This window comes from Pseudomonas frederiksbergensis, assembly GCF_001952935.1.
GTDB lineage: Bacteria > Pseudomonadota > Gammaproteobacteria > Pseudomonadales > Pseudomonadaceae > Aquipseudomonas > Aquipseudomonas frederiksbergensis.
On the sequence record NZ_CP018319.1, the window covers coordinates 3,656,721 to 3,672,727 of the forward strand.

At 59.4% G+C, this 16,007-nt stretch carries 17 protein-coding genes; 14 read left to right on the forward strand and 3 right to left on the reverse strand.

The window, feature by feature from the left end; genetic code table 11:
• Positions 1–146: 146 nt before the first annotated feature.
• The 5 genes from PFAS1_RS16975 (at position 147) to purT (ending at position 3,525) form a co-directional block, all read left to right on the forward strand.
• Positions 147–746 carry a CoA pyrophosphatase gene (locus tag PFAS1_RS16975; protein ID WP_074879909.1) on the forward strand — a complete coding sequence of 200 codons (600 nt, stop codon included), beginning with the start codon at positions 147–149 and terminating at the stop codon, positions 744–746.
• Positions 747–813: 67 nt separating this feature from the next.
• The gene (locus tag PFAS1_RS16980; RefSeq protein WP_007954617.1) at positions 814–1,338 is read left to right on the forward strand and encodes a gamma carbonic anhydrase family protein; all 525 of its coding nucleotides are present in this window, start codon (positions 814–816) and stop codon (positions 1,336–1,338) included.
• The gene (locus PFAS1_RS16985) at positions 1,335–1,550 is read left to right on the forward strand and encodes a DUF1289 domain-containing protein (protein WP_076029874.1); all 216 of its coding nucleotides are present in this window, start codon (positions 1,335–1,337) and stop codon (positions 1,548–1,550) included. Before PFAS1_RS16980 ends, PFAS1_RS16985 begins: the two co-directional genes overlap by 4 nt.
• 225 nt (positions 1,551–1,775) lie before the next feature.
• A complete protein-coding gene (locus PFAS1_RS16990) occupies positions 1,776–2,243 on the forward strand; it encodes a 7-cyano-7-deazaguanine/7-aminomethyl-7-deazaguanine transporter (protein WP_076029875.1) in 468 nt (155 codons plus the stop codon).
• 100 nt (positions 2,244–2,343) lie between these two features.
• Positions 2,344–3,525 (forward strand): formate-dependent phosphoribosylglycinamide formyltransferase, encoded by a 1,182-nt coding sequence (gene purT, locus PFAS1_RS16995; protein ID WP_074879900.1) that lies wholly within the window; start codon positions 2,344–2,346, stop codon positions 3,523–3,525.
• A gap of 120 nt (positions 3,526–3,645) precedes the next feature.
• Here the strand turns inward: purT and PFAS1_RS17000 are convergent, their stop codons facing one another.
• The 3 genes from PFAS1_RS17000 to PFAS1_RS17010 all read right to left on the reverse strand — a co-directional run bounded on the left by PFAS1_RS17000 (position 3,646) and on the right by PFAS1_RS17010 (position 7,249).
• The gene (locus PFAS1_RS17000) at positions 3,646–4,962 is read right to left on the reverse strand and encodes an MFS transporter (RefSeq protein WP_074879896.1); all 1,317 of its coding nucleotides are present in this window, start codon (positions 4,960–4,962) and stop codon (positions 3,646–3,648) included.
• Between the two features lie 226 nt (positions 4,963–5,188).
• Positions 5,189–6,424, reverse strand: a complete 1,236-nt coding sequence (locus tag PFAS1_RS17005; RefSeq protein WP_076029876.1) for a transporter associated domain-containing protein — start codon at positions 6,422–6,424, stop codon at positions 5,189–5,191.
• Positions 6,425–6,436: 12 nt separating this feature from the next.
• Positions 6,437–7,249 carry a cytochrome C assembly family protein gene (locus tag PFAS1_RS17010; RefSeq protein ID WP_076029877.1) on the reverse strand — a complete coding sequence of 271 codons (813 nt, stop codon included), beginning with the start codon at positions 7,247–7,249 and terminating at the stop codon, positions 6,437–6,439.
• A 210-nt stretch (positions 7,250–7,459) separates the two neighbouring features.
• On the opposite strand from PFAS1_RS17010, the gene ffh reads away from it, so the two are divergent.
• The 9 genes from ffh to thrC all read left to right on the forward strand — a co-directional run bounded on the left by ffh (position 7,460) and on the right by thrC (position 15,939).
• Positions 7,460–8,836 (forward strand): signal recognition particle protein, encoded by a 1,377-nt coding sequence (gene ffh / locus PFAS1_RS17015; RefSeq protein ID WP_074879887.1) that lies wholly within the window; start codon positions 7,460–7,462, stop codon positions 8,834–8,836.
• A 249-nt stretch (positions 8,837–9,085) separates the two neighbouring features.
• Entirely contained in the window at positions 9,086–9,337 is a 252-nt protein-coding gene (rpsP, locus tag PFAS1_RS17020; protein WP_007944872.1) for a 30S ribosomal protein S16, read from the forward strand.
• A 5-nt stretch (positions 9,338–9,342) separates the two neighbouring features.
• Positions 9,343–9,879, forward strand: a complete 537-nt coding sequence (gene rimM / locus PFAS1_RS17025; protein WP_008014731.1) for a ribosome maturation factor RimM — start codon at positions 9,343–9,345, stop codon at positions 9,877–9,879.
• On the forward strand, positions 9,861–10,634 hold the full coding sequence (gene trmD, locus PFAS1_RS17030) for a tRNA (guanosine(37)-N1)-methyltransferase TrmD (RefSeq protein ID WP_173860472.1): 774 nt from the start codon (positions 9,861–9,863) through the stop codon (positions 10,632–10,634). Before rimM ends, trmD begins: the two co-directional genes overlap by 19 nt.
• 45 nt (positions 10,635–10,679) lie before the next feature.
• Positions 10,680–11,030, forward strand: a complete 351-nt coding sequence (gene rplS / locus PFAS1_RS17035; RefSeq protein ID WP_003175895.1) for a 50S ribosomal protein L19 — start codon at positions 10,680–10,682, stop codon at positions 11,028–11,030.
• A 99-nt stretch (positions 11,031–11,129) separates the two neighbouring features.
• Positions 11,130–12,026, forward strand: coding sequence for a site-specific tyrosine recombinase XerD (gene xerD / locus PFAS1_RS17040; protein ID WP_074879884.1), 897 nt, complete (start codon positions 11,130–11,132; stop codon positions 12,024–12,026).
• A 266-nt stretch (positions 12,027–12,292) separates the two neighbouring features.
• Complete coding sequence (gene dsbC, locus PFAS1_RS17045; protein ID WP_074879881.1) at positions 12,293–13,024, forward strand: bifunctional protein-disulfide isomerase/oxidoreductase DsbC; 732 nt, start codon at positions 12,293–12,295, stop codon at positions 13,022–13,024.
• 134 nt (positions 13,025–13,158) lie between these two features.
• Complete coding sequence (locus PFAS1_RS17050; RefSeq protein WP_074880855.1) at positions 13,159–14,463, forward strand: homoserine dehydrogenase; 1,305 nt, start codon at positions 13,159–13,161, stop codon at positions 14,461–14,463.
• Positions 14,464–14,529: 66 nt separating this feature from the next.
• A complete protein-coding gene (gene thrC, locus PFAS1_RS17055; protein WP_076029878.1) occupies positions 14,530–15,939 on the forward strand; it encodes a threonine synthase in 1,410 nt (469 codons plus the stop codon).
• Positions 15,940–16,007 lie beyond the last annotated feature (68 nt).

A 16,007-nucleotide genomic window follows, 5' to 3' on the forward strand; every position in this document is an offset into this window, starting at 1 on the left:
GCTTGGGTTCCTGAATGCTGCGCCTATCTTGGCGTGCGGCGGTGTCTGTCGGCAAGTTGTCGTTTAGCGACATGCAGTGTTTATGGGGTTGGGCGGCCGGTTCGATTGGTGCATGATGCGAGATAGAGAACAAATCGAGAAGACTCATGCTGGACGAGCTACTTCACCGAGTTAGCAATCACACCCCAAGCACACTGGAAACCGATAAACGTTTCCCTGAAGCCGCCGTGCTGGTGCCCATCACCCGCAGCGACGAGCCGGAACTGGTTCTGACCCTGCGCGCCAGCGGGCTCTCGACCCATGGCGGCGAAGTCGCCTTTCCCGGCGGGCGACGCGACCCTGAAGACCCGGACCTTGTTTTCACCGCCCTGCGCGAAGCCGAAGAAGAAATCGGCCTGCCGCCGGGACTGGTCGAAGTGATCGGCCCGCTGAGCCCGTTGATCTCCCTGCACGGCATCAAGGTCACACCCTATGTCGGTGTGATTCCGGACTTTGTCGAGTACCGGGCCAACGATGCCGAGATTGCCGCCGTTTTCAGCGTACCGCTGGAGTTCTTCCGCAAGGACCCACGCGAGCACACCCATCGAATCGATTACCAGGGGCGCAGTTGGTACGTGCCGAGCTATCGTTATGGCGAGTACAAAATCTGGGGCCTCACGGCGATTATGATCGTCGAGTTGATCAACCTGCTCTATGACGCCAAAATCAGCCTGCACCAGCCACCCAAGACATTTATCAATACCTGACGCCATCGCCCGTATGGCGTGAAGCCGATTTTTGCAAGTGAGCCAGCCTGGCCTTGAGGACAACAAGATGAAATATCGCCTGGGCGACGCCCGTGTCGAAACCCATCCGCAGAGCTGGGTCGCACCCAATGCCGTGCTGGTGGGCAAGGTCAAGCTGGAAGAGGGTGCCAACGTCTGGTTCAACGCGGTGCTGCGTGGCGACAACGAACTGATCCTGATCGGCAAGAACAGCAACGTCCAGGACGGCACGGTGATGCACACCGACATGGGTTATCCCCTGACCATCGGCACCGGCGTGACCATCGGCCATAACGCCATGCTTCATGGCTGCACGGTGGGCGATTACAGCTTGATCGGGATTAACGCGGTGATCCTCAACGGCGCGAAAATCGGCAAGAACTGCATCATCGGCGCCAACTCACTCATCGGTGAGGGCAAGGAGATTCCAGACGGTTCGCTGGTCATGGGCTCCCCCGGCAAAGTAGTACGAGAGCTGACGGAGCCGCAGAAAAAAATGCTGGAAGCCAGTGCTGCTCACTATGTGCATAACTCGCAACGTTATGCCCGCGATCTGGTCGAGCAGGAAGAATGAGCACGCCCGAACGCCCGGTTCGATCGCCTTGCGTGAATATATGCGCGCTGGATGAAGACGATATTTGCACCGGGTGTCAGCGCACAGTGGAAGAAATCACCCGCTGGAGCCGGATGGACAACGAAGAGCGGCGCACGGTGTTGGGGTTGTGTCATGAGCGGGCCAAATCCAGCGGGATTCTCTGGATGCTGCCTTCAAAATCCGATACCTGAGGTATTGGGGCTTTTGTGGCGAGGGGGCTTGTCGGAACGCCGTATCGCCCCGTTGCGCTGCGAAACAGCGCTAAAACCTGCAATCGTGTTCAGCCAGACCCACCGCGCATACCGAATTTACGACTCCTGCGCAGCCGAACGGGGGCGAGCCCCCTCGCCACAGGTTATTTGTGAGCCAAAGATAAAGTACCCTGTGCGCCAAATTGACAGGTATCCCGCCGTCCCATGCTCTTCCTGATCGCCTACATCAGCAGCGTCGTGCTGACCAACTACGCCTTTTCCACCGCCCCGCACCTGGACATCATCTGGTCGGCCTGGGGTGGTTTGATCTTCGTTTTGCGCGACATGGTGCAAACCCGTTTCGGCCATGGCGCAATCGTGGCGATGCTGGCAGCGCTGGTGTTGTCCTACGTGACATCCGATCCCTCCATCGCGCTGGCCAGCGCCACGGCGTTCGCCGTCTCGGAGTGCATCGACTGGCTGGTGTTCAGCATCACCAAGCGTCCCTTGCACGACCGCCTGTGGATAAGTTCGGCGCTGAGCATTCCCCTCGATACCTTCATTTTCTTCGGCATGATCGATGCTTTTACTCCAGGCGTGATCCTCACGGCCATGGGCTCGAAGTTCGCAGGAGTGACCGTGGTGTGGATCGTGATGGCCTGGCGCTTGCGCAAGCAGGCAGTCGTCAGCTGAAGCCAAACCCGCCGGTTCATGTAAAATGCCGCGCTTTCTCCCCATGGGAAGCGCGCCAGGCGTCGCGTCCCTCGATGATCCGCTCCTTTGAGGACCTGAGATGACCCGTATCGGAACTCCATTGTCGCCAACCGCGACCCGCGTACTGCTGTGTGGCTGTGGTGAGTTGGGCAAGGAAGTGGTGATCGAGCTGCAACGCCTGGGCGTTGAAGTGATTGCCGTGGATCGCTACGCCAACGCGCCGGCCATGCAGGTCGCGCATCGCAGCCATGTGATCAACATGCTCGACGGCGCCGCCCTGCGTGCGGTGATCGAAGCCGAAAAGCCGCATTTCATCGTGCCGGAAATCGAAGCCATTGCCACCGCGACCCTCGTGGAACTGGAAGCCGAAGGCTTCACGGTGATTCCGACTGCTCGCGCCGCGCAATTGACCATGAACCGCGAAGGCATCCGTCGTCTGGCCGCTGAAGAACTGGACCTGCCGACCTCGCCGTACCACTTTGCCGACACCTTCGAGGATTACAGCAAGGCTGTCGAAGACCTCGGTTTCCCCTGTGTGGTCAAGCCGGTGATGAGCTCGTCGGGCAAAGGCCAGAGCCTGCTGCGCAGCGCCGATGACGTGAAAACCGCTTGGGATTACGCGCAAGAAGGTGGCCGTGCCGGTAAAGGCCGCGTGATCGTCGAAGGCTTTATCGACTTTGACTACGAAATCACCCTGTTGACCGTGCGCCACGTTGGCGGCACTACGTTCTGCGCGCCAGTCGGCCACCGTCAGGAGAAGGGCGACTATCAGGAATCCTGGCAGCCACAAGCCATGAGCCCGATTGCCCTGGCCGAATCCGAGCGCGTTGCCAAAGCCGTCACTGAAGCCTTGGGTGGCCGTGGTCTGTTTGGTGTCGAGCTGTTCATCAAAGGCGATCAAGTCTGGTTCAGCGAAGTCTCGCCGCGTCCACATGACACCGGTCTGGTGACGTTGATTTCCCAGGACCTGTCGCAATTCGCACTGCACGCACGGGCGATTCTGGGCCTGCCGATTCCATTGATCCGTCAGTTCGGGCCATCGGCTTCGGCGGTGATTCTGGTGGAAGGGCAGTCGACTCAGACAGCTTTCGCCAATCTCGGTGCTGCGTTGAGCGAGCCGGATACGGCGTTGCGTCTGTTCGGCAAGCCTGAGGTCAATGGTCAGCGCCGGATGGGTGTGGCGTTGGCGCGGGATGAGTCGATTGAGGCTGCACGGGCTAAAGCGACCCGCGCTTCCCAGGCTGTTGTTGTAGAGTTGTAACCGAGTCGCGCCATTCGCGAGCAAGCCCGCTCCCACACTTGACCGGTGTGAACACAGATTTTGTATACATCCAAAATCTAATGTGGGAGCGGGCTTGCTCGCGAAGCTTTTGCTTTTTCTTCAGGCCACTCGATTCAGATCGTTATCACGCGTTTCCTTCAGGCACAGCACAGCAATCAAGCTCAGCACCGCCGCCCCCGACACATACCCGCCGACATAACTCAAACCACCCATCGCCACCAGCTTCTGGGCGAAGAACGGTGCCGCCGAGGCCCCGACAATGCCGCCCAGGTTGTAGGCCGCCGACGCACCGGTATAACGCACGTGGGTTGGAAACAGTTCCGGCAGCAGTGCGCCCATCGGCGCAAACGTCACGCCCATCAGAAACAGCTCGATGCACAGAAACAGCGCCACGCCCCAGGTCGAACCTTGGGTCAACAGGGGCTCCATCAGGAAACCGGACAGAATCGCCAGCACACCGCCGATGATCAGCACCGGTTTGCGCCCGTATCGATCACTGGCCAAGGCCGACAGCGGCGTGGCGGCGGCCATGAACAGCACGGCGAAGCACAGCAGCGCGAGGAAGGTCTCGCGGGTGTAGCCGAGCGTCGACACGCCATAGCTCAGCGAAAACACCGTCGAGATATAGAACAGCGCGTAGCACACCACCATCGATCCGGCACCCAGCAGCATCGGTGCCCAATATTGGCTGAACAGCTCGACCAGCGGGATTTTCACCCGCTCCTGGCGCGCCATTGCGTTGGCAAATACCGGGGTTTCGTGAAGCTTGAGCCGCACGTACAGGCCAACCATCACCAGCGCGGCACTGAGCAGGAACGGAATCCGCCAGCCCCATGAGCGGAACTGCTCGTCGTCCAGGGTCATGGCCAGTGTAAGAAACAGGCCGTTGGCCGCGAGGAAACCAATCGAGGGGCCGAGTTGCGGGAACATGCCAAACCAGGCGCGTTTGCCCTTCGGTGCATTCTCCGTCGCCAGCAACGCCGCGCCGCCCCATTCGCCGCCGAGTCCCAGGCCTTGGCCGAAGCGCAGCACGCAAAGCAGGATCGGCGCCCAGGCGCCAATGCTGTCGTAACCCGGGAGCACGCCGATCAGCGTGGTGCATACGCCCATCAGCAGCAGCGAGGCAACCAGTGTCGATTTGCGCCCGATACGGTCGCCGAAGTGACCGAAAAGCGCTGAGCCCAGCGGTCGAGCCAGGAAGGCGATGCCGAAGGTGAGGAATGCCGACAGCATCTGGGCTGTGCCGGAGGTCTGCGGAAAAAACACCGGACCGATCACCAGCGCAGCGGCAGTGGCATAGACGTAGAAGTCGTAGAACTCGATGGCGGTGCCGATGAAACTCGCGGTCGCCACGCGGGTGGCGGAGTTCGTCGGTTGTGCAGGCGCGGTGTCGTTATAAGTCGTGCTGGTCGTCATGCGGTTATCCCTGACAGTCATGTGCCCCAGTGGAGCGAATTATTATGGTCGAACACCCAGGGATGTGGGTTTGATGCGGGGTGCGGGTAGCACGGGGGTATGGCGGGGCTTTGGTAAGCTGGGGGGATTATAGGAAGGAGGCTAACGATCGAACAAGGGGCCAAGGACTGGCGATGGAATTGTGGCGAGGGGGCTTGCCCCCTCGCCACAAGGTACGTGCTGGGTCTTAGATAACAACAGGCACTGAACTGGTATGCCAGATCAATACGCGACTGACGCGATTGTCTTCAGTCTCCAGAATCTCCAGCCGATAACGCCCGATCTTCAGGCATACCGCACTGTCCGGAATCGTCTCCAGGGCCTCGGTCACCAACCCGTTGAGGGTTTTCGGGCCGTCGCTCGGCAAGTGCCAGCCCAGGCTCTTGTTCAGTTCGCGAATCGACGCTGCACCTTCGATCACCAGGCGGCCATCGGCCTGTGGGTGGATATGCGGGTTATCCAGGCTGTGCTGGCTTTCGAACTCGCCGACGATTTCTTCGAGAATGTCTTCCAGGGTGACGATGCCAAGCACTTCACCGTACTCGTCGACCACCATGCCCAGGCGTCGCTGTTGTTTGTGGAAATTCAGCAGCTGCAATTGCAACGGAGTGCTTTCCGGCACGAAGTAGGGGTCGTGACACGCTGACAGCAGTGCTTCACGGGTCAGGCTGGCGTCGGGCAGCAGATGACGGATCTGGCGGGTATTGAGCACCGCTTCGACCTGATTGATGTCGCTGTGGAAAACCGGCAAGCGCGTGCGTTTATTGGCGCGAAGCTGTTCGATGATCTCCTCGAGGGAGTCATCCAGATTGACCCCTTCGACGTCACTGCGTGGCACCAGAATGTCGTTGACCGTGATGTTGTCCAGCGCATGGATGCCTGACAGCGGGTGCGGGCGGCAGACGGCGTGTTCGTGATCGTCGTGCCGATCGTTCGGGGTCTCGTCTTCGCTCTGCTGCACCACTTTGACTTGGCGGGCGAACGGTCGCATCAGCAGTTGGCTTATGCCATTGAGCAGCCAGGCGGCGGGATAGATGATTTTCAGTGGTACGCCAAGCAAGGTGTTGCCCAGGGCCAGGACGGCGTCCGGATAACGGGCGGCGAGGGTGCGCGGCAGGTAGTCGGCGAACACCAGAAGCACAGCGCCAGCCCCCAGGCAGGCGATCCATGGACCGTTTTCCGCCCAAATGAAAATCGCCAGCAAGGTGCTGATGACCACCACCAATGCGCGGCATAGGGTGTTGCAGAGGATCAGGCTATTGAGCGAAAAGCTCAGCTTTGCCACCGGTTTGTCGCTCGAACGCGAAGCGGTTCGCTGGGCGAGCAAGTGCTGTTGCGCCGCTTCGATGGCGGTAAACAGCCCCGACCATAAAATCAGCAGGGCCATTACCGCGAGCATCGGCCCTATGGGCAAGTCGTCCATTAATGCCGCCCGTCAGATATGCAGGATGTATTCACGGACCAGTTTACTGCCGAAATAGGCCAGCATCAGCAGGCAGAAACCGGCGAGGGTCCAGCGAATGGCCTTGTGTCCGCGCCAGCCGAGGCGATTGCGCCCCCATAGCAGCACGCTGAAAACGATCCAGGCCAGGCAGGCCAGCAAGGTTTTGTGCACCAGGTGCTGGGCGAAAAGATTGTCCACGAACAGCCAGCCGGAAATCAGCGACAGCGACAGCAGGGTCCAGCCGGCCCAGAGGAAACCGAACAGCAGGCTTTCCATGGTTTGCAGCGGCGGGAAGTTCTTGATCAGGCCGGACGGGTGTTTGTGCTTGAGCTGATGGTCTTGAACCAGTAGCAGCAACGCCTGGAACACCGCAATGGTGAACATGCCGTAGGCGAGGATCGACAGCAGGATATGGGCGAGGATGCCCGGCTCTTCGTCGATGATCTGCACGGTGCCGGCGGGGGCGAGCTGTGCGAGCAGTACGGTGGCGGCGCCGAGCGGGAACAGCAATATAAGCAGGTTTTCCACCGGGATCCGTGAGCAGGCCAACAGCGTCAGGGCAATCACCGCGGCGGCAATCAGGCTGGCGGCGCTGAAAAAATCCAGGCCCAGGCCAATCGGTGTCAGCAGGTGGGTGAACAGGCTGGCGCTATGAGCCAGCACGGCGAGCACGCCGAGCGTGACCAGCAGGCGTTTGTTCGCCTTGGCACCGGTGGCCAGGCGAGTGCCCTGATAGAGGGTCGCAGCGGCGTATAAGCAGGCGGCGGCGAGGGTAACTAGCAAACTGGGTGGCAAGGGGAGCATAAATCCTGTTAGGCAAGCCCGAAAGGCGCTGAGTTTGGCATAGAACCCCTACAGCACGAAAGACCATGCAAGCTGACGACGAGGTGTCCGCCAGACGCAGTCTTCGCTATAATCCGCGACCTGCCCACGCCGCAGGCTCGCCGAGCACATGTTTATTCCGGTCTGGGCCGCCATTATCCCGGTCTACACAGGGCCTGAAAGGATCGCGCAATGTTTGAAAACTTAACCGACCGTCTCTCGCAGACGCTGCGCCATGTCACCGGCAAGGCCAAGCTGACCGAAGACAACATCAAAGACACCCTGCGCGAAGTGCGCATGGCGTTGCTCGAAGCTGACGTCGCCCTGCCGGTCGTCAAGGACTTCGTCAATTCGGTCAAGGAACGCGCCGTCGGCACCGAGGTGTCGCGCAGCCTGACGCCGGGCCAGGCCTTCGTGAAGATCGTCCAGGCCGAACTCGAAAGCCTGATGGGCGCGGCCAACGAAGACTTGAACCTGAGCGCCGTTCCTCCGGCCGTCGTGCTGATGGCCGGTTTGCAGGGCGCGGGTAAAACCACTACCGCCGGCAAACTTGCGCGCTTTCTCAAAGAGCGCAAGAAGAAGTCGGTCATGGTCGTATCGGCGGACGTTTACCGCCCGGCGGCGATCAAGCAGCTGGAAATGCTCGCCGGTGAAGTCGGCGTAACCTTCTTCCCGTCCGACCTGAGCCAGAAGCCGGTCGACATCGCGCAAGCGGCTATTAAAGAAGCAAAACTGAAATTCATCGACGTGGTCATCGTCGATACCGCCGGTCGCCTGCACATCGATGAAGAGATGATGGGCGAGATCAAGGCGCTGCATGCCGCGATCAACCCGGTCGAAACGCTGTTCGTGGTCGACGCCATGACCGGCCAGGACGCCGCCAACACGGCCAAGGCCTTTGGCGACGCGCTGCCGCTGACCGGTGTGATCCTGACCAAGGTCGACGGTGATGCCCGTGGCGGTGCTGCACTGTCGGTGCGCGCAATCACCGGCAAGCCGATCAAGTTCATCGGTATGGGCGAGAAGAGCGACGCGCTCGAGCCGTTCCATCCTGAACGTATTGCTTCGCGCATCCTCGGGATGGGCGATGTGCTCAGCCTGATCGAGCAGGCCGAACAGACCCTCGACAAGGACAAGGCCGACAAACTGGCCAAGAAGCTGAAGAAGGGCAAGGGTTTCGACCTCGAAGACTTCCGCGATCAGCTGCAACAGATGAAAAACATGGGCGGCCTCGGCGGCCTCATGGACAAACTGCCAAACATGGGCGGTATGAACCTGGCGCAGATGGGCAACGCCCAGGGTGCGGCAGAGAAACAATTCAAGCAGATGGAAGCCATCATCAATTCCATGACCCCGGCCGAGCGCCGCGACCCTGAGATGATCAGCGGTTCGCGCAAACGCCGGATCGCCATGGGTTCCGGCACTCAGGTGCAGGACATCGGTCGCTTGATCAAGCAGCACAAGCAGATGCAGAAGATGATGAAGAAGTTCTCCGCAAAAGGCGGAATGGCCAAAATGATGCGCGGCATGGGCGGTATGTTGCCCGGCGGCGGCATGCCAAGAATGTAAATAATTTACGCAAGGGCTTGCCCTTGCACCTCCCACACGGAAGTGGGATCTCCAGCAAACCCGCACTTGGCGGGAGCTGACTGGCCGTTTTCAACGACGGCTCTATAGCAAATCTTGATGGCGGCCGAAAGACCGCTGGAAAAAGACATTTGCAAAAGTCCGGATATTCCTTAGAATATGCGGCCTTTCGGGCACCTATGCCCGCTGTGCCTTTAGATTTGCAGCACCGACTACAGGAACGATGTTCACATGCTAACAATCCGTCTTGCCCTTGGCGGCTCCAAAAAGCGCCCGTTTTACCACTTGACCGTAACCGACAGCCGCAACCCGCGCGACGGTTCGCACAAGGAACAGGTTGGTTTCTTCAACCCTGTTGCTCGTGGTCAAGAAGTCCGTCTGTCCGTGAACCAAGAGCGCGTAGCCTACTGGCTGAGCGTTGGTGCACAGCCTTCCGAGCGTGTTGCTCAGTTGCTGAAAGACGCGGCTAAGGCTGCGGCCTGAGCAATATGAACGCGACGCCAGCTGTTGCTGATGATTTGATCGTTATCGGCAAAATTTACTCGGTTCATGGCGTTCGCGGCGAAGTGAAGGTGTATTCCTTTACTGATCCGACTGAAAACCTGTTGCAGTACAAAACCTGGACGCTCAAGCGCGAAGGCAATGTGAAACAGGTCGAGCTGGTCAGCGGACGCGGGAACGACAAGTTCCTGGTCGCAAAGCTCAAGGGTCTCGATGATCGTGAAGAAGCGCGTCTTCTGGCCGGTTATGAGATCTGCGTGCCGCGCAACCTGTTCCCTGAATTGACCGACGGCGAGTACTACTGGTACCAGCTGGAAGGTCTGAAGGTCATTGATCAACTCGGGCAATTGCTCGGGAAAATCGATCATCTTCTGGAAACCGGCGCCAATGATGTAATGGTGGTCAAGCCTTGCGCTGGCAGCCTGGATGATCGCGAACGCCTGTTGCCCTATACGGAGCAATGCGTGTTGGCTGTCGACCTTGCCGCAGGCGAGATGAAGGTGGAATGGGATGCGGACTTCTAAGCGTGGCTAACTTGCGCGTAGAAGTGATCAGTTTGTTTCCCGAGATGTTCTCCGCCATCAGCGAGTACGGCATCACCAGTCGTGCGGTGAAACAGGGGCTCTTGCAGCTCACCTGTTGGAATCCGCGAGACTACACGACGGATCGACATCACACTGTGGACGATCGCCCATTTGGCGGTGGTCCGGGCATGGTGATGAAGATCAAGCCCCTGGAAGATGCGTTGGTTCAGGCCAAGGCAGCAGCCGGGGAGGCGGCGAAGGTGATTTACCTGTCCCCCCAAGGCCGTCAACTGACTCAGTCGGCGGTACGCGAGTTGGCGAATCTGGATGCATTGATCCTGATTGCCGGCCGCTATGAAGGCATTGACGAGCGTTTTATTGATGCTCATGTCGATGAAGAGTGGTCGATTGGCGACTATGTACTGTCTGGCGGCGAGCTGCCGGCGATGGTCCTGATCGATGCGGTTACACGACTGCTGCCTGGAGCTTTAGGGCATGCGGACTCCGCCGAGGAAGATTCCTTTACGGATGGTTTGCTGGATTGCCCGCACTACACCCGACCGGAGGTGTATGCGGATCAGCGTGTTCCCGACGTATTGCTAAGTGGCAATCACGCGCATATCCGGCGTTGGCGTTTACAGCAGTCCCTTGGTAGGACCTTTGAACGACGCGCCGATCTTCTGGAAAGCCGCTCGCTTTCTGGAGAAGAGAAGAAGCTGCTCGAGGAATACATCCGCGAGCGGGACGATAGTTAACAACGTATCGATGGTAGATCCGACGATTTACCTTAGGAGCACAGCATGACTAACAAAATCATCCTTGCACTCGAAGCAGAGCAGATGACCAAAGAGATCCCTACCTTTGCCCCGGGCGACACCATTGTCGTTCAGGTGAAAGTGAAGGAAGGCGACCGTTCGCGTCTGCAAGCGTTCGAAGGTGTTGTTATCGCCAAGCGTAACCGCGGCGTAAACAGTGCTTTCACCGTTCGTAAAATCTCCAACGGTGTTGGCGTAGAGCGTACTTTCCAGACCTACAGCCCGCAAATCGACAGCATGGCCGTTAAACGTCGCGGTGACGTACGTAAAGCCAAGCTGTACTACCTGCGTGACCTGTCCGGTAAAGCAGCTCGCATCAAGGAAAAACTGGCTTAAGTCCAGCTTCCGATGCAGAAAAAAGCAGCCTACGGGCTGCTTTTTTGTTGCCTGCGATTTATCTTCCCTGACCGTACTGTCGGTCTTGCCTGAGCCTTTATGCCCGCCATCGATCATCCTTTGATAGACCAGTTTCTCGACGCGCTATGGCTGGAGAAAGGTCTTTCCGATAACACCCGCGATGCCTATCGCAGCGACCTTGCCCTGTTCAACGGCTGGCTGCAGGAAAAAAACCTGGAGCTGATCAACGCCGGACGCGAGTTGATCCTCGATCACTTGGCCTGGCGTCTGGAGCAAAATTACAAGCCCCGTTCCACCGCGAGATTTCTCTCGGGGGTGCGCGGCTTTTATCGTTATCTGCTGCGGGAAAAGTTGATCGCGGTCGATCCCACGTTACGGGTCGATATGCCTCAACTCGGTAGGCCGTTGCCCAAATCTCTGTCGGAAGCAGACGTAGAAGCGCTGTTGAAGGCTCCGGACTTGAGCGAAGCCATCGGCCAACGCGACCGCGCCATGCTCGAAGTGCTTTATGCCTGCGGCTTGCGCGTGACGGAACTGATCAGCCTGACGCTGGAACAGGTCAACCTGCGCCAAGGCGTTTTGCGGGTGATGGGCAAGGGCAGCAAGGAGCGGCTGGTGCCGATGGGCGAAGAGGCGATTGTCTGGGTCGAGCGTTACCTGCGCGATGGCCGCCAGGAGCTGCTTGGCGGGCGTCCCAGCGATGTCATGTTCCCCAGCCAGCGTGGCGAGCAGATGACGCGGCAGACCTTCTGGCATCGCATCAAGCACCAGGCCAAGGTTGCCGGGATCGGCAAGTCGTTGTCGCCGCATACCCTGCGTCATGCCTTTGCCACCCACTTGCTCAACCACGGCGCCGACCTGCGGGTGGTGCAAATGCTGCTCGGCCACAGCGATCTGTCGACTACGCAGATCTACACCCACGTCGCCCGCGCCCGCTTGCAGGACCTGCACGCCAAACACCACCCCCGCGGATAACACAATTCCTGAAGTGGAATGCTCACCTGTGGCGAGGGGGTTTACCCCCGTTCGGCTGCGCAGCAGTCGTCAAGTCGCACACACCGGTCTATCTGGCTGCTTGAGATCGTCAAAATGGGGCTGCTTCGCAACCCAACGGGGGCAAGCCCCCTCGCCACAAGGGCCTTATGTGGTAGGCTTTGCCGGTTTGCACGATGGGCGTTTATGACCCGGTGTTTCGGCACGGGCGTTCTGATCGTCCCATTTGTCCGCCTTCAGGAGTTCTCATGCGTCTGACCCAGATTTTCGCCGCCGCAGCCATTGCGTTGGTCAGCACCTTTGCCGTCGCCGATGACGCGGCCGACAAAGCCATTCGTAAAAGCCTGGAAAACCTCCAGCTGGAAGTGCCGGTAGAAAGCATCTCCGCCAGCCCGCTGCCGGGCCTGTACGAAGTCAAGCTCAAGGGCAGCCGCGTGCTCTACGCCAGCGCCGACGGCCAGTACGTCGTTCAGGGGTATATGTTCCAGCTCAAGGACGGCAAACCGGTCAACCTGACCGAGAAGACCGAACGCCTGGGCGTGTCCAAACTGGTCAACGCCATTCCAGTCGCGGAAACCGTGGTCTACCCCGCGATCGGCGAAACCAAATCGCACATCACCGTGTTCACCGACACCACCTGCCCGTACTGCCACAAACTGCACGCCGAAGTGCCTGAGCTGAACAAGCGCGGCATCGAAGTGCGTTATGTCGCCTTCCCGCGCCAGGGCCTGGGCTCGCCGGGTGATGAGCAGCTGCAAGCGGTCTGGTGCTCCAAAGACAAGAAAGCGGCGATGGACAAGATGGTCGACGGCAAGGAAATCAAGGCCGCCAAGTGCGATAACCCGGTTTCCAAGCAGTTCGCCCTCGGCCAGTCGATTGGCGTGAACGGTACACCGGCCATCGTTTTGGCCGACGGCCAGGTCATTCCGGGCTACCAGCCAGCGCCACAAGTCGCCAAACTGGCGCTGGACGCGAAATAAATTCGCATCGTCACGGCCAGCCATTGACGATCATGGTTCGACGGCAGTGTTCGCCGAGCCATTAATAGAGAGCCGCGAGTATGCGGTTGTTTTCACGGCCGGCCTTGAGTCGGCCGTTTTATGGGGAGTTCACAGTGAAACCGGTCAAAGTAGGCATCTGTGGGTTAGGGACCGTCGGTGGCGGTACCTTCAACGTACTTCAGCGTAACGCCGAGGAAATTTCTCGTCGTGCCGGGCGTGGAATCGAAGTGGCACAAATTGCCATGCGCACGCCAAAGCCTCAGTTCCAGACGACCGGTATTGCGATTACCAACGATGTCTTCGAAGTGGCCACGAACCCTGAGATCGACATCGTCATAGAGCTGATGGGCGGCTACACCGTTGCCCGCGAGCTGGTACTCAAAGCGATCGAGAACGGAAAACATGTGGTGACCGCGAACAAGGCGTTGATCGCCGTTCACGGTAATGAAATTTTCGCCAAGGCCCGCGAGAAGGGCGTGATTGTGGCGTTCGAAGCCGCCGTGGCCGGTGGCATCCCGGTGATCAAGGCGATTCGTGAAGGCCTGTCGGCCAACCGCATCAACTGGGTCGCCGGCATCATCAACGGCACCGGTAACTTCATCCTCACCGAAATGCGTGAGAAGGGCCGTACCTTCGAAGACGTACTCGCCGAGGCTCAAGCCCTGGGTTACGCCGAGGCCGATCCGACCTTCGACGTTGAAGGCATCGACGCCGCCCACAAACTGACGATCCTGGCGTCCATCGCCTTCGGTATTCCGCTGCAATTCGACAAGGCCTACACCGAAGGCATCACCAAGCTGACCACCGCTGACGTGAACTACGCCGAAGCGCTGGGCTATCGCATCAAGCACCTGGGCGTGGCGCGCAGCACCGCGGCCGGCATCGAGTTGCGCGTGCACCCGACGCTGATCCCGGCCGATCGCCTGATCGCCAACGTCAACGGCGTGATGAACGCAGTGATGGTCAACGGTGATGCTGCCGGTTCGACCCTGTTCTACGGCGCTGGCGCTGGCATGGAGCCGACCGCTTCGTCGGTGATCGCCGATCTGGTGGACGTGGTTCGCGCCATGACGTCCGACCCGGAAAACCGCGTACCGCACCTGGCGTTCCAGCCGGATTCGCTGTCGGCCCACCCGATCCTGCCGATCGAGGCCTGCGAAAGCTCCTATTACCTGCGCATCCAGGCCAAGGATCATCCGGGCGTGTTGGCGCAGGTGGCGAGCATCCTGTCGGAGCGCGGCATCAACATCGAATCGATCATGCAGAAGGAAGTCGAAGAACACGACGGCCTGGTGCCGATGATCCTGCTGACTCACCGCGTGCTGGAACAGCACATGAACGACGCGATCGCCGCCCTGGAAGCCTTGGCGGGCGTAGTCGGTCCGGTCGTACGGATCCGCGTCGAGCACCTGAACTAAGCCGTTATCGTTCACCGGGCTCGCCTGCGGGCCCGGGTTTGCGAACACTGTCTATTGGAGCCAGTCATGCGTTATATCAGTACCCGCGGCCAGGCACCGGCCCTGAATTTCGAAGACGTCCTGCTGGCCGGCCTGGCCACGGACGGTGGTCTGTACGTCCCGGAAAACCTGCCACGCTTCACCCAGGAAGAAATCGCTTCGTGGGCCGGCCTGCCGTATCACGAGCTGGCCTTCCGGGTGATGCGCCCGTTCGTCACCGGCAGCATCCCTGATGCCGATTTCAAAAAGATTCTGGAAGAAACCTACGGCGTGTTTTCCCACAACGCCGTGGCACCATTGCGTCAGCTGAACGGTAACGAATGGGTGCTGGAGCTGTTCCACGGTCCGACCCTCGCGTTCAAAGACTTCGCCTTGCAGCTGCTGGGTCGTCTGCTCGACTACGTGCTGGAAAAACGGGGTGAGCGCGTTGTGATTGTCGGCGCCACCTCCGGCGACACCGGCTCGGCCGCCATCGAAGGCTGCAAGCATTGCGAAAACGTCGACATCTTTATCCTGCACCCGCACAACCGCGTGTCCGAAGTGCAGCGCCGCCAGATGACCACCATCTTCGGCGAGAACATCCATAACATCGCCATCGAAGGCAACTTCGATGACTGCCAGGAAATGGTCAAGGCCAGCTTCGCCGACCAGAGCTTCCTCAAAGGCACGCGTCTGGTGGCGGTGAACTCGATCAACTGGGCGCGAATCATGGCCCAGATCGTTTACTACTTCCATGCAGCCCTGCAGTTGGGCGGCCCGGCACGTTCGGTATCGTTCTCGGTGCCGACCGGCAACTTCGGCGACATTTTCGCCGGTTACCTGGCGCGCAACATGGGCCTGCCGATCAACCAGTTGATCGTCGCCACCAACCGCAACGACATCCTGCACCGCTTCATGAGCGGCAATCAGTACGTCAAGGACACCCTGCACGCCACGCTGTCGCCGTCGATGGACATCATGGTGTCGTCGAACTTCGAACGCCTGCTGTTCGACCTGCACGGTCGCAACGGTGCAGCGATCGCCGGGTTGATGGACACCTTCAAACAAGGTGGCGGTTTCAGCGTCGAACAGGAACGCTGGACCGAAGCTCGCAAGCTGTTCGATTCGCTGGCCGTGGATGACGCTCAAACTTGCGAAACCATTGCCGAGGTTTTCGAGCAAACCGGCGAGCTGCTGGATCCGCACACTGCCATCGGCGTGAAGGCAGCGCGCGAGTGCCGTCGCAGCCTGGATATCCCGATGGTGATCCTCGGTACGGCGCATCCGGTCAAATTCCCCGACGCAGTGGAAAAAGCAGGTGTAGGAAAAGCACTCGAACTACCTGCACATCTTTCTGATTTGTTTGAGCGAGATGAGCGCTGCACCGTGCTGCCAAATGACTTGAAAGCCGTGCAGGCCTTTGTCAGCAAGCATGGCAACCGCGGCAAGCCTCTGTAACCAATTAAATCTGTCACATTTTGAAGCCCGTCTCCTGACGGGCTTTCTCATTTCTGCATGTCACACTT